Here is a 15,104-nt window from a genome sequence, read left to right as displayed (position 1 = left end):
ATGACCAGGCTCTATTTCGGCTTTGCGCAGACTTTGCATTTGCCAGGAAAAATCGGAGAAATACCTTCGAAATGCCAATGTAACAATCGACTCCTACGGTGACCCGACGGGCAACGACTGCCCGCACCCGATCACGAGGAGTCGTCTTGAGAGCATCACGCTCGGCGCGTTGGCGCGCGCTTGCCGTTGTTCCACTGGTTCTAGCCTTACTCGTTCCTGCAGCTCCCGCGCTGGCGTCGTCCGCGCCCGGTGCCGCTGTCGGAGCCCCTGCCCCGGCGGCGCTTCCCGACCCGATGGAACGCGGGCCCTACACGATCACCACCGTGCAGGAGGCCAAGCTCGGCACCGTCGATCTGCAGGAGCCCAACTCCTCCGGCACCGCGCCGACGGCCGGCACCGCCCAGGCTCCGGAGACCTTCGAGATCCGGGGCAGTCTGACCTACCCGGCGAACCGCACGGTGCCCTCGCCCGTGGTCGTGTTCGTGCACGGCAACCACGGCTCCTGTGACAGCGGCCAAGACTCCACCACCGCCACCTGTGCGCAGTACAAGCGCAACGAGGCGGGTTACGCCTACCTCGCCGAGAACCTGGCGAGCTGGGGCTACACCACCTTCTCGGTCTCGCAGGACCAGCTGATGATGCGCCAGGACAACAGCACCGGCAAGGGCATGCATCAGCGCCGCCTGCTGATCGCGGCCTCGCTCGACGCGCTGACGGCGGCGACCACCACCGGCCTCACCCTCGACGCGCACACCACCATCGGCACCGAGCTCCTCGGCAAGCTCGACATGACGCGCATCGGCCTGATGGGCCACTCGCGCGGCGGTGACGCGGTGACGAACTTCATCGACTACAACCGCGAGCGCACCGACGGCACCCGCTACCCGCTCCGCGGCGTCGTGGCCCTCGCCCCGGTCGACTACGAGCGCAAGGCGCCCACGGGTGTGCCTTTCATGACCGTGCTTCCCTACTGCGACGGCGACGTGTCGAACCTGCAGGGTGCGCGCACCTTCGAGCGCAGCCAGTACGTCGACGGCTCCAACCCCTTCCCGTCGATCCAGGTGACCCACCAGGGCACGAACCACAACTGGTACAACTCCGTGTGGTTCGCCGACAAGGCGCAGGATGGAAACGCCAACGGAGATGCGGCGTGCGGTAACACCGACCCGACGACCCAGGCCAACCCTGCCCAGGCCAACATCGCGCCGAACAACATCCGTCTCACGGGTGCCGCGAGCTACGGTTCGCCGTGGTCGTACGTCGTCGACAACTCGGACACCTACAACCCCCTCGTCAACACCAAGATCTCGGGTGACCCGGCGCGCATGGGTGACCAGGAGAAGCTCGGTCTCGCCACCATGTCGGCGTTCATCCGGCGCTACGTCGGTGGTGAGGGTGCTTTCGAGCCCTACATGACCGGTGAGCTGTCGAACACCGACTCGCACCTGCAGGTTCCGGCGTCGGCCTGCCCCACGAGCGAGACCGGACTGCGCCTGCCGTGCTCCGCGCGCGTGGCGACGACCTACTTCGCGCCGTCGTCGGAGCGGGTGGACCTCATCCGTCCCGAGGTGGAGAACCCGCTGACGCTCAACGCCCTCGGCGGCGGCCTCGTCGGCACCGGTTTCACGAACCCCTACGTCGACAACGGCGCCGTCACCCCGCTGCCGGCCACGACGGCGCAGGGCTTCGACTGGTGCAACCCGGAGCCCGACGACTTCGCGACGAGCATCCTGGGCAAGTCCACCCAGCCGACCGGGGCCAAGGCCTGCCCGCTGCCGGCCAAGGCCGAGCTCGGAGGCCAGAACGCCACCCGTGAGAACTCGCCGATCAACCACTCCTACGGCCGTCAGCTCTCGCTGGCCTGGGAGCCCGGATCCTCGGCGTCGCTGACCGCGGACATCCCGGCGGCCTCGTCGGACCTGAGCGGCCTCAAGGCGCTCGCGCTCGATGCCGACGTCAACTTCTTCGACGCCCCCACCCCGGCGGTGGCCCGACCCGCACGGTCGACACGCCCACCGCCTACAACCCGCTCGCCTCGACGCAGGACTTCAAGATCGTGCTCACCGACACGGCCGGTCATTCGGCCTCGGTGAACGCGGGAGACCCGCGCTGGGGCAACGCACTGCACATGTCGACCGGTACCGTGACCCCCTCGACGCACATCGTGCTCGAGCAGATCCGCGTGCCGCTCACGGAGTTCGCCGGCGTCGACGTCTCGTCGCTCGCCTCGCTGCAGCTGCAGTTCGGCGTCGACGGCACCCCGGCATCCGGTTCCATCCAGGTGGCCGACGTGCGCTTCCAGGAGAAGGCGACGGATGCTCCGCTCATTCTCTCCGACGGAACCGCGCTCGACCAGGGCGCCGGCTACGGCCCCCCGGCCACCGGCCCGAACCCGGCCGACGTGCTCGCCGCGGTGAACGTCACCCCGGGTGAGTACCAGCTGGCGGACACGACGGCGAACCCGTGGTCGAACACGACCCTCGTGGTGGACGACGACAAGCAGCAGTGCCCGAACGCCGGGTACACGACCATCCAGTCGGCCGTGGACTTCGCGGCGCCGTGGGACACGATCGTGGTCTGCGACGGCACCTACCAGGAGCGTTCGACGCCGGTCAACAGCCCCCGCGTTCCGGTGGCTCCCGGGGCCCTGAACGGGCTGACCATCAACAAGCCGCTGAAGATCAAGGGCGTCGGGGCCGATCGCGTGACGATCATGCCCGACCAGACGCTCGCGACCCTCGCCGGCACCACGCCCTACCTGCGCGACGGCGGCGGCAACGTCATCACCGTCTCGCGGCAGTCGCTCGGCTCGACCGACACCAACGAGATGTTCCTCGACATCTCCGGCGTCACCGTCACCTCGGGCAGCACCTTCGCCGAAGCGGGCATCGCCTTCTTCAACACGGCAGGGCGCGTCTCGAACAGCGTCGTCGGACCGCTGCGCACCGCGCAGGACCCGACGGAGCTCGCGGCGAACCCGCACGGCTGGGGCATCGTGAAGGCGGGCTTCCTGCGCGGGGCGGGCAAGGGAACGGTCTCGACCGAGCTCACCGTTGCCAACAGCCAGGTGTCGGGCTACCAGTCCGGCGGCATCCTGTTCGACGGCGGGTACGGCGCCGACGGCGCGGCGGGCAACACCGACCGCGCCGGGCTGATCCAGCACGGCTACGTCTCCGGCAGCGTGATCGCGGGCTCCGCGAGCTCGCTGTTCCCGCAGGTGGGGGTCTCGTACACCGAGGGCTTCGACGGGTTCATCGCCGACAGCGCCATCACCGGCAACGTCTCGGCGGCGGCCCCGGCCTCCTCGGTGGGCGTCAAGCTCAGCGATGCGGCCACGGAGACGGCCAAGAGCGTGGAGATCCGCAGCTCGGCGATCACCGGCAACGGCATCGGCGTGGCGAACCTCGACAAGACGTCGACGGCGCCGCGTGAGGCCGCTCCGGTCACCGTTCGCGGCAGCTTCGTGAACGGCACCTCGTCTGCGTTCAGCGGCGTGGACAGCACGAGCACGCCCTCGGTGCGCACGCTCGACCCGGTGCTCTCGGCACCGGCCTCCGTGCCCTCCGCGGCCGGGTCGGTCACCGACGCGGCGCCGAGCTCTCAGGTGGTCGACCCGGGGGCAGGCCTCACCCTCGAGGTGGGCGACACGGTGAAGCCGCTGGTCAAGGCGCGTGACGACTTCGCGGTGAAGTCCGTGACGCTCCTGGCCGACGGGGTCGAGGTGGCCACCAACGCGGTGTCGCCGTACACCTTCGAGTGGGCTGCGGGCGAAGCGGATGCGGGCAAGACCGTCTCGCTGACGGCGGTCGTCACCGACGCTTCGGGTCAGACCACCGAGTCGGACCCGGTCGATGTCGCGGTCGCCGCGATCGACGTGCCGCCGACGACGCCGCCGACCACGGAGCCGACCGCGCCGGCCACCGTGGAGCCGACGACGCCGGCCACCACCGCTCCGGTGGCGACCGACGGTGCCGAGCCGCCGGCGGCCGCCGCATCCGGTGACCTCGCCAGGACCGGCGCGGCCATCACGAGCGTCGTGGTGATCGGTGCGCTGCTGCTGTTCGGTGGCGTGCTGCTCGTGGTGCTGCGACGGAGGAAGCAGCGGGCCTAGGCTGCAGGCCGGCCGGGGGCCGGATGCGACAGGGGGTGCTCCCCGTCGCATCCGGCCCTCGGCCTTTCCGGGGCGGGTCGTCTGTCACACGCCGGAGTCTTAGCCGGTATGCTCGTTCTCGCCCGTCAGGGCAGGGGGCCTTTAGCTCAGCTGGTAGAGCGCCACGTTTACACCGTGGATGTCATCGGTTCGATCCCGGTAGGGCCCACCGTCTGCGTGTCATCGTCTGCCCGGGGTGGTGCTGTGTCTGCCCGTTACCGGGACCAGAGGCAATAGTCCCTTTCGTGCCGGCTCAGCGGAGGGCCAGGCGGGTCTGCGTGTGGGTTGCTCCGCCGTCGTTCTTCAGGCTGCGCAGCAGTCGATCGAGGGCGGCGGTGTCGCCGACACGGATGCGCAAGAGGTAGTCGTATGCCCCCGTCACATGAACGGCATCGCTGATCTCCGGGATGCGCCGGGCCCACAGCAGGAATCCCTCCGAGTCGCGCGCCGGATCGAGTCGCACGTCGACGAACGCCTCCAGGCCCCCGGCCGGATCGGCGACGTCGGAGCTGAGGACCACGCGGTAGCCGAGGATCATGCCCGTCTTCTCGAGCCGGCGCACCCGAGCCGCCGTCGCGTTCGTGCTCAGCCCGACGCGGCGACCGATCTCGCTGAACGATGCCCGGCCATCTGCGCGGAGAACGTCGATGATCTCGCTGTCTGTCGCATCCATGCGGACGATTCTCTCAAACGACTGACCGATCGCACTGCCTTTCGGAGGCGATGCCCCAGAGTCGGGTCATGGACGCACTTTCCTCGTTGCTCTCCGGCGTTCTCGCGGGACTCGCTCTGGCCGTGCCGCTGGGAGCGATCGGCGTGCTCCTGATCCAGGAGGGGGTCACGCGCGGGCTGCGCCAGGGCCTTCCCGGCGCAGCTGCGGTGGTGACCGTGGACATCCTGTACTGCACTGCCGCCGTCGCCGTGGGCGCGCTCGTCGGCCCGATCGTCGGCGGATGGGCGCCCTGGCCGCAGATCATCGGCGGGTCGGCCCTCGTCGCGCTCGGGGCGCACGGATTCCTGACGAGCCGCGGCACGGGGCCCGGCGGCGACCCGACGCTGTCGCATTCGGGAACATCCCGCCGCCGCTATGCCCTCTTCCTCGGGCTGACGGCACTCAACCCGGCCACCCTGGTGTACTTCAGCGCCGTCCTCACCGGGCTCGGTCGGATCGCGGAGTCGCCGCCGTCGGCGATCGCGTTCATCACGGGCGTGGGCGTCGCGTCGCTCGCTTGGCAGGCCCTGCTCGTCGCGCTCGGAGCGGGACTCCGGCACACGACGGGACACCGGTTCCAGCGCTGGACCTCAGCCGTCGGAAACGGACTGGTCGCGTTGCTCGGCGCCGTTCTCGTCGCCCAGACGGTCATCGGCGAGTTCGTCATCGGCTGATCGAACGTCACAACACGTCATAGCTCGCCGGCGCGCGGCTCCGGGGAACAGAATCTGCGGATGGAGATCGAGCAGCTCGCGCACGAAGTCGAAGAGGTCTCGGCGGTCTACGCGGCGAACAACGGAATCGACCGCACCGACGACTGGCTGATCTTGAAGCTGAACGAAGAAGTGGGCGAACTCACTCAGGCGTATCTCGCTCGATCGGGGCAGGCCCGCGACAAGGGGCTAGCGGCCGCTGAGCTGGACGCCGACTTTCGGGCCGAGCTCGCCGACGTGCTGTCGCACGTCCTCCTCCTCGCACACCGTTTCGAGGTGGATGTGGTGCGCGAGGTCGAGAACAAATGGCTGGTCTGGAGACCGCGGTAGGAGCGACGGGCCTCGAGGACACGCGGACGAGGCCGTCGAACTCGGGCGTGCGCCCGTCAGGAGCCCGATCGAGGAGACTGCGGCAGAAGCGGAACCGGAACCGACTGCCGCCGACGGCTGAGCGCGAGCACGCAGACCGCGATCACGGCGGCGAGGACCAGGCTCACCAGACCGGTGCCGATGCCGAGGCCGCCGCGCTCGGGGCCGACGCCCAGCCAGTCGGCGAACGAGGCCCCGAGGGGGCGGGTGAGGATGTAGGCGGCCCAGAACGCGAGAACGGCGTTGAGGCCGAGGAACTGGTAGGCGACGGCCGGAATGCAGATCGCCGCGAGGAACAGCAGGCCCGAGGCGAAGTAGCCGAGCCCGAGGACGTGCGCGGTCCAGTCGCCGGTCGCGGTGCCGAGCGCGAACGTCGTCAGCACGGCGGCCCAGTAGAACGCCTCCCGGCGAGGGGTGTCGATGGCGTGGATCGACAGGGTGTGCTCGATCCGGTACCAGAGAAGGAACACGGCGGCCAGGATGACGGCGAACCCCGCCGTCGACACCTCGTAGGGCACTCCGAACTGCACGTGCACGACGTCGGCGGCCATCGTGCCGAACACGCTGACCAGCACGACCGTGAGCCAGTACACCCACGGCACGTACCGTCGGGTGCGGAACTGCAGCACGAGGGCGCCCGCGAGGAGTGCGAAGGCGATCGCCACGCCGATGACCGGCTCGATGGTCTGCACCACGAAGTCGGAGGTGGTCTCGCCCATCCCGGTGGTGAGGATCTTCGTCACCCAGAACAGGGCCGTGATCTCCGGTACCTTGCTCGCGAGGGATGCTCGCGAGACTCCGGCCGCGGTCGCGCTCACGGCTTTCCGGCCCGGATGATCCCGGCGCGGTGCGCTGGGGGATCGAGCAGGCCGCCGGATTGCCTCAGCACGCGGTGGAACTCCTTCGATATGTGGGCAAGAGATCTTCCTTCACGTTATGCGCACGACATCGCGCCACCATCACAAGCCGCAGCTCAGATGATGGGAGTGCTCTCAGAGTCGCGGAGAGGCCTGGGTGGCCCGTCATCCGCGCCGGCCGGGCCGCCTGGTCAGCGCCGCAACGCCTTGCGCGCCAGGAAGCTGCCGAGGAACTGCGCGGCCCGCACGATGAGGATGATGACGATCACGGCCGACCAGGTGACCACGGGGTTGAACTGCCGGCGGCGTCTTCGTGCGCGAGAGGGATGGCTCAGGCCTGTTCGCCTGCGTTCGCGCCCGCGCCCTCGTTATCGTTCTCGATGTCGAGAGCGAGGCGGTACACGAGAGGCGCCGGCGCATCCGGAGCATACGGCTCGACCGGCCGGTCGGTGAGACGGTCGAAGCCCGTGCGCTCATAGAGGCGCTGGGCCGCCGAGTTGAGCGAACCCGTGTCGAGCACGACGGCGTTCGCACCCCAGCGGCGCGCCTCGGCGATGCAGGCGCGCACGAGAGCGGCCCCGGCACCCGAGCGCTGCCTCGACGGATCGACCACCAGCAGCCGCAACTCGGCCTCGCCGGTGGTCGCCAGGCGGGACTCCGGCGTGCCGGGGCGCACCAGGGTCGCCGATCCGACGACGGCGCCGTCGGCGTCCACCGCGACGAGAAGCGCTCCGGAGCGGGCGCGCGCACCGGCGTCGCGCTCGAGGCGTTCCCGCTCGGGGGATCGGGCGAAGTGGCCGTAGGGCCCGGCGGCGAAGGACCGCTCCGTCAGCGCACCGACGAGCTCGTACTCGGTGGGGCGGGCGTGCCGCAGGATGAGGCCGGGCGCGCTGTCGGCGTCGGCTTCCGGACTCACGACCGCGCTGGTTCCGATCGAGGATCCAGCCGGCGGCTCGGTGTTCGCGTTCGTCTGGATGCCGGTCATCGATGTGTGCCTCGTTCCTCTCGGTGCCTCCACCGTACGAGGCGCGCTCGACCGTTCGCGAAACACGGCGTCATGATGTGACGCGAACGCGACGCGGCTGCGCCGGTCCGGACGGACACCGTCCACCGCACACCGGCAGGAGTGCCGACCGAGCTCCGTGCTGATCGCTAGTCTGGAAGGCTTCGCTGCGTCCGCGACCCTCGCGGAACGGAAAGGATCATCGTGGGCGAACCCCGGGCCCAGAGCGCCCTGCTGGCCGAACTGCTCCCGCGCGTCGCCGCGGATCCGCGCGTGCGAGGCGTCGCCGTGGGTGGTTCGCTCGCCGCCGGAACCGCCGACGAGCACTCCGACATCGACCTCGTGGTGGTGATCGAAGACGAGGACTATCCACAGGTGATGGCGGAGAAGCGGGAGCTCGTGGCGGCCTGGGCCCCCGTGCTCGTCTCGTTCACCGGGGAGCACGTGGGGGAGCCGCGGCTCATCATCGCCCTCACCGCGCCGCCGTTGCTGCACGTGGACCTCACCTTCATGCGGCTCGGCGACGTGGCCGGGCACTTCGCCGGACTCCGGGTGGCCTGGGATCGCACGGGAGCCGTGGCCGAGGCGCTCGACGGCCGCGCGCATCCGGACGACCACCCGGCATTCGACGCGCAGTGGGTCGAGGACCGGTTCTGGGTGTGGATCCACTACGCCGCCACGAAACTGGCCCGCGGCGAGCTCTACGAGGTGCTCGACATGCTCGCGTTCCTGCGGAGCACGGTTCTCGGACCGCTCGCGGCGCTGCGCGCGGGGCTCGAGCCCCGCGGCGTGCGCCGGCTCGAGCGCGCCGTGCCCGAAGCCGCTGCCGCCCTGGAGGCGACGGTGGCCCGATACGACGCGCGGGAGAGCGGAAAGGCACTCGTCGCCGCGGTGGAGTTGTACCGCCTCTGGATGCGCGCAGAGGCCGTCGAACGGCGCATCGCCGCGGAGGAGGCGGCGGTGGCCTTTCTCGAACAGACTCTCAGCCGATGACCCCCTCGGCGGTCGCGGCATACCTGCTCGGCCGGCGTCGCAACCCGAGGCGCTGAGCGAACCCGGCGCCCTCGGCCGCGCTCGCCCCTGGGAGGGAATCTCCTGTGCGGGCGAGCTCGTCGCCGAGTTCCTGGAGGACGCGGGGCAGGGAATCCGGCGACACGGCGAAAAGCAGCAGCAGGGTGTGCGCCCCCGAGCCCGACTGGAGCCGGAGTGCAGCCTCCCGCACCGTGCCGACGATCTGCGCTCCCTCGTTCACCTCCACGCGCTCGAGTGCCGTGCCGGCGAGCTGATGGCCGGGCACCCCTCCGGTGTCGGCGAGCCGGGCGGCCGAGGCACCGTCGCCATCCGCCACGAACACCGGCGGAGCGCCCTGGGGAGGGCGTGGTGTGATGAGCGGGCCTTTCACCCGGAACCAGCGACCGTCGTGGTCGATGTGATGCACGCGGCTGTTGTCGACGTAACGGCCTGAGGCCACTTCGCGCAGCTCGGCGCCGTCCTCCCAGGAGTCCCAGAGCTCCCCGACGACCGCCACGAACTCGGCCGCCTGCTCGGCGAGCTCGACGGCGTCGAGGGACGCGCTGGAGGGATGGAGCGCGTCTCCGAAGGAATCGGAGCCGGGTCGCACGAGGAGACCTGCGCGACCGGCGCTCACGAAGTCGAGCGTGGCGATCTCCTTCGCCACATGGAAGGGCTCGGCGTAGTGGCTGCGTGCCGTGGCCAGCAGCCCCACCCGGCGGGTTCGGCGTGCGAGGAAGGCGAGCGCGTCGACGGGGGAGAGCAGTGCTCCTCCGGCCGGCCGACGATCGGGGGAGTCGTCGAGCGAGACCACGTCGAACCCGAGGGTCTCTGCGCTCCGGGCGGCCGCCGAGAGCTCGTCGCCACCGCCGGACCCGGAGGCGCCCACGCCGTCGAGGGCGAGGCCGGCGAGCACGCGCGGCGGCACGGGCCCCGCCTCCGGTGCGCTCATACGGCCGGCTCCCGACCGGCGTCGACGCGCCCCCAGTGCGACTCGCCGATCCGCTGCAGCCGCGTGCGCACCTCGTCGCCGGCCACCTGACCGAGCACGCCCGCCTCGAAGAGTCGCCGCGGGTCGGCGCCGGCAGACCGGGCGAAGGCGTGCTCCCGGGCGAGGTCGGTGCCGAACATCGCCGGGTCGTCGGTGTTGATCGTGACCGGCAGGCCGAGCTCGAGCAGCCGGGGCAGAGGATGTGCCTCGAGGTGCGGCACCACCCTGGTGCGCACGTTGGAGGTCGGGCACACGTCGAGCACGATCGCGCGATCGAGCAGCTCCGCCACGAGCGCCGGGTCTTCGACGGCACGGAATCCGTGACGGATGCGCGCAGCCCCCAGCAGATCGATCGCCTCCCGCACGGAGCGTGCGCCGTCGTCCTCCCCGGCGTGCGGGACGGCCGCCAGCCCGCCGTCCCGCGCGCGGGCGAACAGTTCGGCGAACGCGTGGGTGGGCGCTGAACGCTCCCGACCGCCCAGGCCGACGCCGACGACACCGCGGTCGCGGAACCGGATGGACTCCTCGACGATCGCTCGACTGCTCTCCGGCGGCCGGTTGCGGTCGATGTCCGGCGTAAGGCGCACGATCACGCCCGTCTGCTCCCAGGCGTCCTGGATGCCGTCGGTGAAGCCCTCGAACAGCTCGCGGGCTTCGATGCCCCGGCTGAGATACTGCCCGGGCGAGAAGATGCCCTCGAGGTAGACGGCACCGAATCCGGAGGCCTCACGGGCGTAGTCGACCACCACCTGCCGGAAGTCGGGGGCGGTGAACAGCACGTCGGTGGTGACGTTCCACACGTCGATGAAGTGATCGAAGTCGCGGAAGTCGTAGAAGCGCTCGAGCTCCGGGAGCGTGTCGACCGGGAGCGCCACGCCGTTCTTGCGCGCGAGCGCGAACAGGGTGGCCGGGCGCACCGCCCCCTCGAGGTGCACGTGCAGCTCGATCTTCGGGTAGGGCGCCACGTCATCGTGGGCGCGCGCGCGGTCATCAGCGGCCATGGGTGCTCCCCTCCTGGAGGTGGTCGTGGATCGTGCGGCCGGCGTATTCCGTGCGGAACACGCCGAGCTCCTGCAGCTCCGGCACAACACGGTCGACGAACTCGGCCAGCCCGCTCGGCACCACCGAGGGGTTCACGACGAAGCCGTCGGCCGCTCCCGACTGCACCCAGTCGTTGATCTGGCCGGCCACCTGGGCCGGCGTGCCCACGAAGTCGCGGCGAGCACGCACCCGGCCGAGCAGCTGCCGGGCGGAGAGCCCTTCCTCGGCGGCGAGCGTGCGCCATCCGTGGATGAGCACCCGCGCATCCCGCTCGCCTCCCACCTGTCCGCGGGCGAACGCCTCGGCGTGCGCCCAGTCGGGATCGGCCTCCGGCAAGGGACCGTCGACGTCGAATCCCGTGAGGTCGATTCCCCACACCTCCTCGAGCAAGAAGACGGCCACGCGGGGTGAGAGCTCCATGGCCTGCCAGTCCCGGGCCCGTTCCTCGGCCTCGGCGGGCGTGTCGCCCAGCACGAACGCGGTGCTCGGCATGATCACGACCTCGCCCTCGCGCCCGAGCGCGCGGCGGCGCGAGCGGATGTCGGCGCAGAACGCCCGCGACTCGTCAAGGCTGCGACGGCCCGCGAACACGACGTCGGCGTGGGTCGCTGCGAGATCGCGCCCCTCGCCGGAGCCCCCCGCCTGCACGATCGCCGGGCGGGCTCCGATGATCGGCGCGAACGTCGCTCCGGGACGAACGCCGTGCCAGAGTCCGTCGACCTCGCGGATGAAGCCGTCGGCCTGGCGGTAGCGGTCGGCATGTGCCACCATCCGGCCCGGCCGGAAGTTGGCCGAGGCCCCGACCCCGAAGCTCGTGTGGGAGGTCACGACGTTCCAGCCCGCCCGCCCGCCGGAGAGGTGGTGGAGGGCGGCGAGCCGCCGTGCCACGTCGGGGGCATCGGTGAAGGTGGTGCCCACGGTCGCGACCAGCCCGATGGACTCCGTCTCGGCGGCGAGCCCGGCGAGCACCGTGAGGGGATCGGGCTTGTCGAGGATGGCGTGGTCGATCACCCGGCCGCGGTGCTCCTGCAGCCAGTTCGCCTCGGCCAGGAACACGAAGTCGAACAGGCCCCGTTCCGCGCTCTGCGCGAAGCTCCGGAACGCATCGAACTCGATCTGGCTCCCGGCCTCGGGATGCTGCCAGAGGGTGTGGTGGTGGTCGTTGGGGTAGAACGCCCCGAGGTGCACCTGGCGAAGACCGTCGTTCATGTCGGTACCCGAGCCTAGGAGGCGCGGGCGCCAGGGCGATCGATCGTGTCCCCGTGTGACGGGGTATGACGTGCCAGGCGGATGCGGAGGGCCGGTCGGCCAGGATGGAGACGTGTCGAGACGAGCAGCATGAGCATCCCGCTGTCGGTTCTCGACCTCGTGCTCATTCCCGAGGGCGGCACGGCGTCATCGGTGCTGGCCGACTCCGTGCTCCTCGCCCAGGCTGCCGATCGCGAGGGGTACGCGCGCTATTGGCTGGCCGAGCACCACCTCTATCCGGGTGGCGCCGGAGCGGCGTCGTACATCCTCGCGCCCACGCTCGCGAAGGCGACCGAGAGCATCCGCGTCGGCACCGCCGTGATCGTCGTCGACAACCACTCACCGCTCCAGGTGGCGGAGATCGCCGGCACCGTCGCCGCCCTCACCGGCCGGGGCTTCGATCTCGGCATCGGTCGCGGCGGGCCGTTCGCCGCGCAGCGCGAGGCGGCGCGCAGCACCACCGCGCAGCTGGCCGCGGGCGAGTTGCAGGCCGGCCCGGTGGCGCCCGCCCGGGAGATCGACGGGGTGGTCGTCCCGGCGCGCACGGTGCTCCCGTTCGCCGAGGTGCGCGCGGAGCTCAACGACCGGTTGCTGTCGCGTTCACCCGGGGATCCGGCCGACTTCGGCGGTCAGGTCTCCGACATCCTCGGCTTCCTGCGCGGGGGCGCACAGGACCCGGCCGGCCACCCGATCGTCGCCACCCCCGCTGAGGGCGCCGACGTCGAGGTCTGGGTGCACGGCAGCTCCGCAGGAGTGAGTGCCGAGGTGGCGGGCCGGAACGGTCTCCGCTTCGGCGCGAACTACCACTCGCTGCCGCAGAACGTGTTCGAGACCGTCGCCGCCTACCGGGCGGCGTTCGTGCCCTCGGCCGACCTCGACCGCCCGCACCTGGCCGTGTCGGCCGACGTGCTGGTGGCCCCGACCGACGCGGAGGCTGAGGAGATCGCTGCGCCGTTCGCCCTCTGGCTGCACACTCTCCGCACGGAGTACGCCGCGCAGCCCTTTCCGAGCGCGGCGACCGCGGCCCGCAGGCCGTTGGACTCCGCTCAGCAGGCTCTCGTGGCCGATCGCCTCGCGAGCCGTATCGTCGGCTCTCCCGAGACGGTGCGGCGCCGCCTCCGAGCGCTGGCCGACGCCACCGGGGCCGACGAGCTCGTGATCACGACGCAGGCGCACCGGCTGGAGCACCGCATCCGCTCCTACGAACTGCTCGCGAGCGCCTGGACCTGATCGAGCGCGGCCGGCGGTCGGATGCCGGCGGTCAGCGTCCGCTGCCGACGGCGATGCCGGCCTTGATGTAGCGCTGTGCGGCGAACACGACGAGCAGGGCGGGCACGCTGGCCACGAGCGAGGCGGCCATGACGGCGGCCCAGCTGGTGACCTGCGAACTCGTGAGGGCGTAGACGAACACCGTCATCGGATACATCTGGTCCTTCGTCACGAGCGTCAGGCCGAAGAGCAGATCGCCCCAGCTGAACAAGAAGGTGAACACCCCGGCGGTGATGATGGCGTTGCGCGAGAGGGGCACGACGATGCGCAGCAGGCTGCCGACCGGCCCCAGGCCGTCGAGCTTGCCGGCCTCCACGATGTCGTGATCCAGGCGCAGCATGAACGCTCGCAGCACGATCACGGCGAACGGCACTCCCGCGGTCGAATCGGCGAGGATGAGGCCGAGGTAGCTGTTCAGGATGCCCCAGGAGTTGAACATGGCGTAGAACGAGTTCGCGAGCACGATGCTCGGGATCATCTGGGCCAGGAGCAGCAGCACCAGGGCGACCCCCACGGTGCGCGACCGGATGCGGCTGAGCGCGTAGGCGGCGGGCACGGCGATCACGAGAGTGAGCAGCACCGAGCCGAGCGCCACGATCAGGCTCACCGACAGACTGCGGAGCCCGCTGTCGAACACCGTCTTGTACCCGTCGAGCGCCGGAGCCGAAGGGACCCACTCGATGTTCGCGGACGTCACGCCGGGCTGCAGCGAGGCCGAGAGCATCCAGAAGATCGGGAAGAGGTAGACCACGAGGATGGCCACGCTCGCCAGAGTGAGCAGCCAGCCGCCGAGGCGGCGCCGGCGGCGGGTCCCCGCGGTCACGACTCCTGCCGTTCGCGACGGTTCGAGAGCCAGGTGTACACCGCGGCGAAGGCGAGGCTGATGACGAGCAGCACCATGCCGTACGCGCCGGCGTCTCCGAACTGGAACAGCTGGAACGCTGCGCGGTAGGAGAGGAGTCCGAGCGTCACCGTGTTGTCGGCGGGGCCGCCCTGGGTGAGCACGAGCACCAGGTCGACGATGAGCAGGGTGTAGATGACGCTCATCACGACGAGAACCGAGATGACCGGCCAGATCGCCGGGATCACGATGTGCCGCAGTCGCTTCCAGGCGCCGGCGCCGTCGAGCTGTGCGGCCTCGAGCTGCTCGTCGGGCACCTGCTTGAGAGCGGCGCCGAGAATGGTGACCCAGTACGGCAGTCCACCCCAGATCGACACGGCGATGACGGCCCAGAGCGCCGTCGAGGGGTCGGCCAGCCAGGCGTTCGTCGGCAGCCCGAGGGTGTGCAGGATGTCGTTGACGGCGCCGTCGCCGGACAGCAGCCACTTCCAGATGGTGCCCACCACCACGGCCGGCAGCAGCCAGGGGATGAGCAGCAGCATCGAGAGCCAACGGCTGCCGGGGAAGCGGCGGTTGAAGTGCAGAGCGAGGGCGAAGCCGACCACGAGTTCGACCACCACCGACACCACGGTGATGACCAGGGTGTTCACGATCGCCTTGCCGAGCAGGGGATCGGCGAAGATGGCGGCGAAGTTGTCCAGGCCCACGAACGGCGCCTTGCCGGTGAAGAACGTGCCCGTGGTGAAGTCGGTGGTGCTCATGTAGACCCCGTAGCCGAGCGGGAACACGAAGCAGAGTGCGAAGAACACGATCGCCGGAACGAGCAGCCCCCACTGCTCGGCGCGGGTGCGGCCGGCGAGCGACAGGCCGCGCCGGCCGGAGCGCGAGGGCTCCGGCCG

The 15,104-nt window shown here is 70.6% G+C and carries 14 protein-coding genes and 1 tRNA gene; 7 read left to right on the top strand and 8 right to left on the bottom strand.

The features are described from left to right. Window positions 1-293: 293 nt before the first annotated feature. The 3 genes from VD659_RS18630 (at window position 294) to VD659_RS18620 (ending at window position 4,319) form a co-directional block, all read left to right on the top strand. A complete protein-coding gene (locus VD659_RS18630) occupies window positions 294-2,093 on the top strand; it encodes a hypothetical protein (protein ID WP_423262539.1) in 1,800 nt (599 codons plus the stop codon). Next, on the top strand, window positions 2,057-4,111 hold the full coding sequence (locus tag VD659_RS18625; protein WP_423262538.1) for an Ig-like domain-containing protein: 2,055 nt from the start codon (window positions 2,057-2,059) through the stop codon (window positions 4,109-4,111). The genes VD659_RS18630 and VD659_RS18625 overlap by 37 nt, the downstream gene beginning before the upstream one ends. A 135-nt stretch (window positions 4,112-4,246) precedes the next feature. Next, window positions 4,247-4,319 (top strand) — tRNA-Val (locus VD659_RS18620). 84 nt (window positions 4,320-4,403) lie between these two features. Here VD659_RS18620 and VD659_RS18615 read toward each other — a convergent pair. Further along, complete coding sequence (locus VD659_RS18615) at window positions 4,404-4,823, bottom strand: Lrp/AsnC family transcriptional regulator (protein WP_423262537.1); 420 nt, start codon at window positions 4,821-4,823, stop codon at window positions 4,404-4,406. A 68-nt stretch (window positions 4,824-4,891) separates the two neighbouring features. Here VD659_RS18615 and VD659_RS18610 point away from each other — a divergent pair, with 68 nt between their 5' ends. Beyond that, window positions 4,892-5,536: a LysE family transporter gene (locus VD659_RS18610; RefSeq protein WP_423262536.1), complete on the top strand. Its 645-nt coding sequence runs from the start codon at window positions 4,892-4,894 to the stop codon at window positions 5,534-5,536. A 60-nt stretch (window positions 5,537-5,596) separates the two neighbouring features. After that, the gene (locus tag VD659_RS18605; RefSeq protein WP_423262535.1) at window positions 5,597-5,905 is read left to right on the top strand and encodes a pyrophosphatase; all 309 of its coding nucleotides are present in this window, start codon (window positions 5,597-5,599) and stop codon (window positions 5,903-5,905) included. Window positions 5,906-5,961: 56 nt separating this feature from the next. Here the strand turns inward: VD659_RS18605 and VD659_RS18600 are convergent, their stop codons facing one another. Beyond that, window positions 5,962-6,762, bottom strand: coding sequence for a hypothetical protein (locus VD659_RS18600; RefSeq protein ID WP_423262534.1), 801 nt, complete (start codon window positions 6,760-6,762; stop codon window positions 5,962-5,964). A 370-nt stretch (window positions 6,763-7,132) separates the two neighbouring features. Then, complete coding sequence (locus VD659_RS18595; protein WP_423262533.1) at window positions 7,133-7,786, bottom strand: GNAT family N-acetyltransferase; 654 nt, start codon at window positions 7,784-7,786, stop codon at window positions 7,133-7,135. A 222-nt stretch (window positions 7,787-8,008) separates the two neighbouring features. On the opposite strand from VD659_RS18595, the gene VD659_RS18590 reads away from it, so the two are divergent. Further along, window positions 8,009-8,797, top strand: a complete 789-nt coding sequence (locus tag VD659_RS18590; RefSeq protein WP_423262532.1) for a nucleotidyltransferase domain-containing protein — start codon at window positions 8,009-8,011, stop codon at window positions 8,795-8,797. On the opposite strand, the gene VD659_RS18585 is transcribed toward VD659_RS18590, so the two are convergent. From VD659_RS18585 to VD659_RS18575, 3 genes are read right to left on the bottom strand one after another with little or no spacing between them, the layout of a single operon-like run. Further along, complete coding sequence (locus VD659_RS18585; RefSeq protein WP_423262531.1) at window positions 8,787-9,767, bottom strand: LLM class flavin-dependent oxidoreductase; 981 nt, start codon at window positions 9,765-9,767, stop codon at window positions 8,787-8,789. The two genes, VD659_RS18590 and VD659_RS18585, sit on opposite strands and share 11 nt — an antisense overlap. Further along, complete coding sequence (gene add, locus VD659_RS18580; RefSeq protein ID WP_423262530.1) at window positions 9,764-10,807, bottom strand: adenosine deaminase; 1,044 nt, start codon at window positions 10,805-10,807, stop codon at window positions 9,764-9,766. Before add ends, VD659_RS18585 begins: the two co-directional genes overlap by 4 nt. Then, entirely contained in the window at window positions 10,797-12,056 is a 1,260-nt protein-coding gene (locus tag VD659_RS18575) for an LLM class flavin-dependent oxidoreductase (protein WP_423262529.1), read from the bottom strand. The genes add and VD659_RS18575 overlap by 11 nt, the downstream gene beginning before the upstream one ends. A 129-nt stretch (window positions 12,057-12,185) precedes the next feature. Between VD659_RS18575 and VD659_RS18570 the strand changes: the two genes are divergently transcribed. Beyond that, window positions 12,186-13,325, top strand: a complete 1,140-nt coding sequence (locus tag VD659_RS18570; protein ID WP_423262528.1) for an LLM class flavin-dependent oxidoreductase — start codon at window positions 12,186-12,188, stop codon at window positions 13,323-13,325. Window positions 13,326-13,356: 31 nt separating this feature from the next. Here the strand turns inward: VD659_RS18570 and VD659_RS18565 are convergent, their stop codons facing one another. Together VD659_RS18565 and VD659_RS18560 are read right to left on the bottom strand one after the other, a co-directional pair. Beyond that, the gene (locus VD659_RS18565; protein WP_423262527.1) at window positions 13,357-14,187 is read right to left on the bottom strand and encodes a carbohydrate ABC transporter permease; all 831 of its coding nucleotides are present in this window, start codon (window positions 14,185-14,187) and stop codon (window positions 13,357-13,359) included. Continuing rightward, on the bottom strand, window positions 14,184-15,104 hold a 921-nt coding region (locus tag VD659_RS18560; RefSeq protein ID WP_423262526.1), incomplete at its 5' end, for a carbohydrate ABC transporter permease. The genes VD659_RS18565 and VD659_RS18560, both read right to left, overlap by 4 nt.

Source organism: Herbiconiux sp. 11R-BC (genome assembly GCF_049472555.1).
GTDB lineage: Bacteria > Actinomycetota > Actinomycetes > Actinomycetales > Microbacteriaceae > Herbiconiux.
This window is presented reverse-complemented; position numbering and strand designations above follow the sequence as displayed.

What these genes read in the sequence shown, in the direction of transcription:
- VD659_RS18630 (WP_423262539.1), top strand. Translation starts at nt 294, where the DNA reads ATGGAACGCGGGCCCTACACGATCACCACCGTGCAGGAGGCCAAGCTC.
- VD659_RS18575 (WP_423262529.1), bottom strand. Translation starts at nt 12,056, where the DNA reads ATGAACGACGGTCTTCGCCAGGTGCACCTCGGGGCGTTCTACCCCAAC.
- VD659_RS18585 (WP_423262531.1), bottom strand. Translation starts at nt 9,767, where the DNA reads ATGAGCGCACCGGAGGCGGGGCCCGTGCCGCCGCGCGTGCTCGCCGGC.
- add (WP_423262530.1), bottom strand. Translation starts at nt 10,807, where the DNA reads ATGGCCGCTGATGACCGCGCGCGCGCCCACGATGACGTGGCGCCCTAC.
- VD659_RS18605 (WP_423262535.1), top strand. Translation starts at nt 5,597, where the DNA reads ATGGAGATCGAGCAGCTCGCGCACGAAGTCGAAGAGGTCTCGGCGGTC.
- VD659_RS18595 (WP_423262533.1), bottom strand. Translation starts at nt 7,786, where the DNA reads ATGACCGGCATCCAGACGAACGCGAACACCGAGCCGCCGGCTGGATCC.
- VD659_RS18615 (WP_423262537.1), bottom strand. Translation starts at nt 4,823, where the DNA reads ATGGATGCGACAGACAGCGAGATCATCGACGTTCTCCGCGCAGATGGC.
- VD659_RS18610 (WP_423262536.1), top strand. Translation starts at nt 4,892, where the DNA reads ATGGACGCACTTTCCTCGTTGCTCTCCGGCGTTCTCGCGGGACTCGCT.
- VD659_RS18570 (WP_423262528.1), top strand. Translation starts at nt 12,186, where the DNA reads ATGAGCATCCCGCTGTCGGTTCTCGACCTCGTGCTCATTCCCGAGGGC.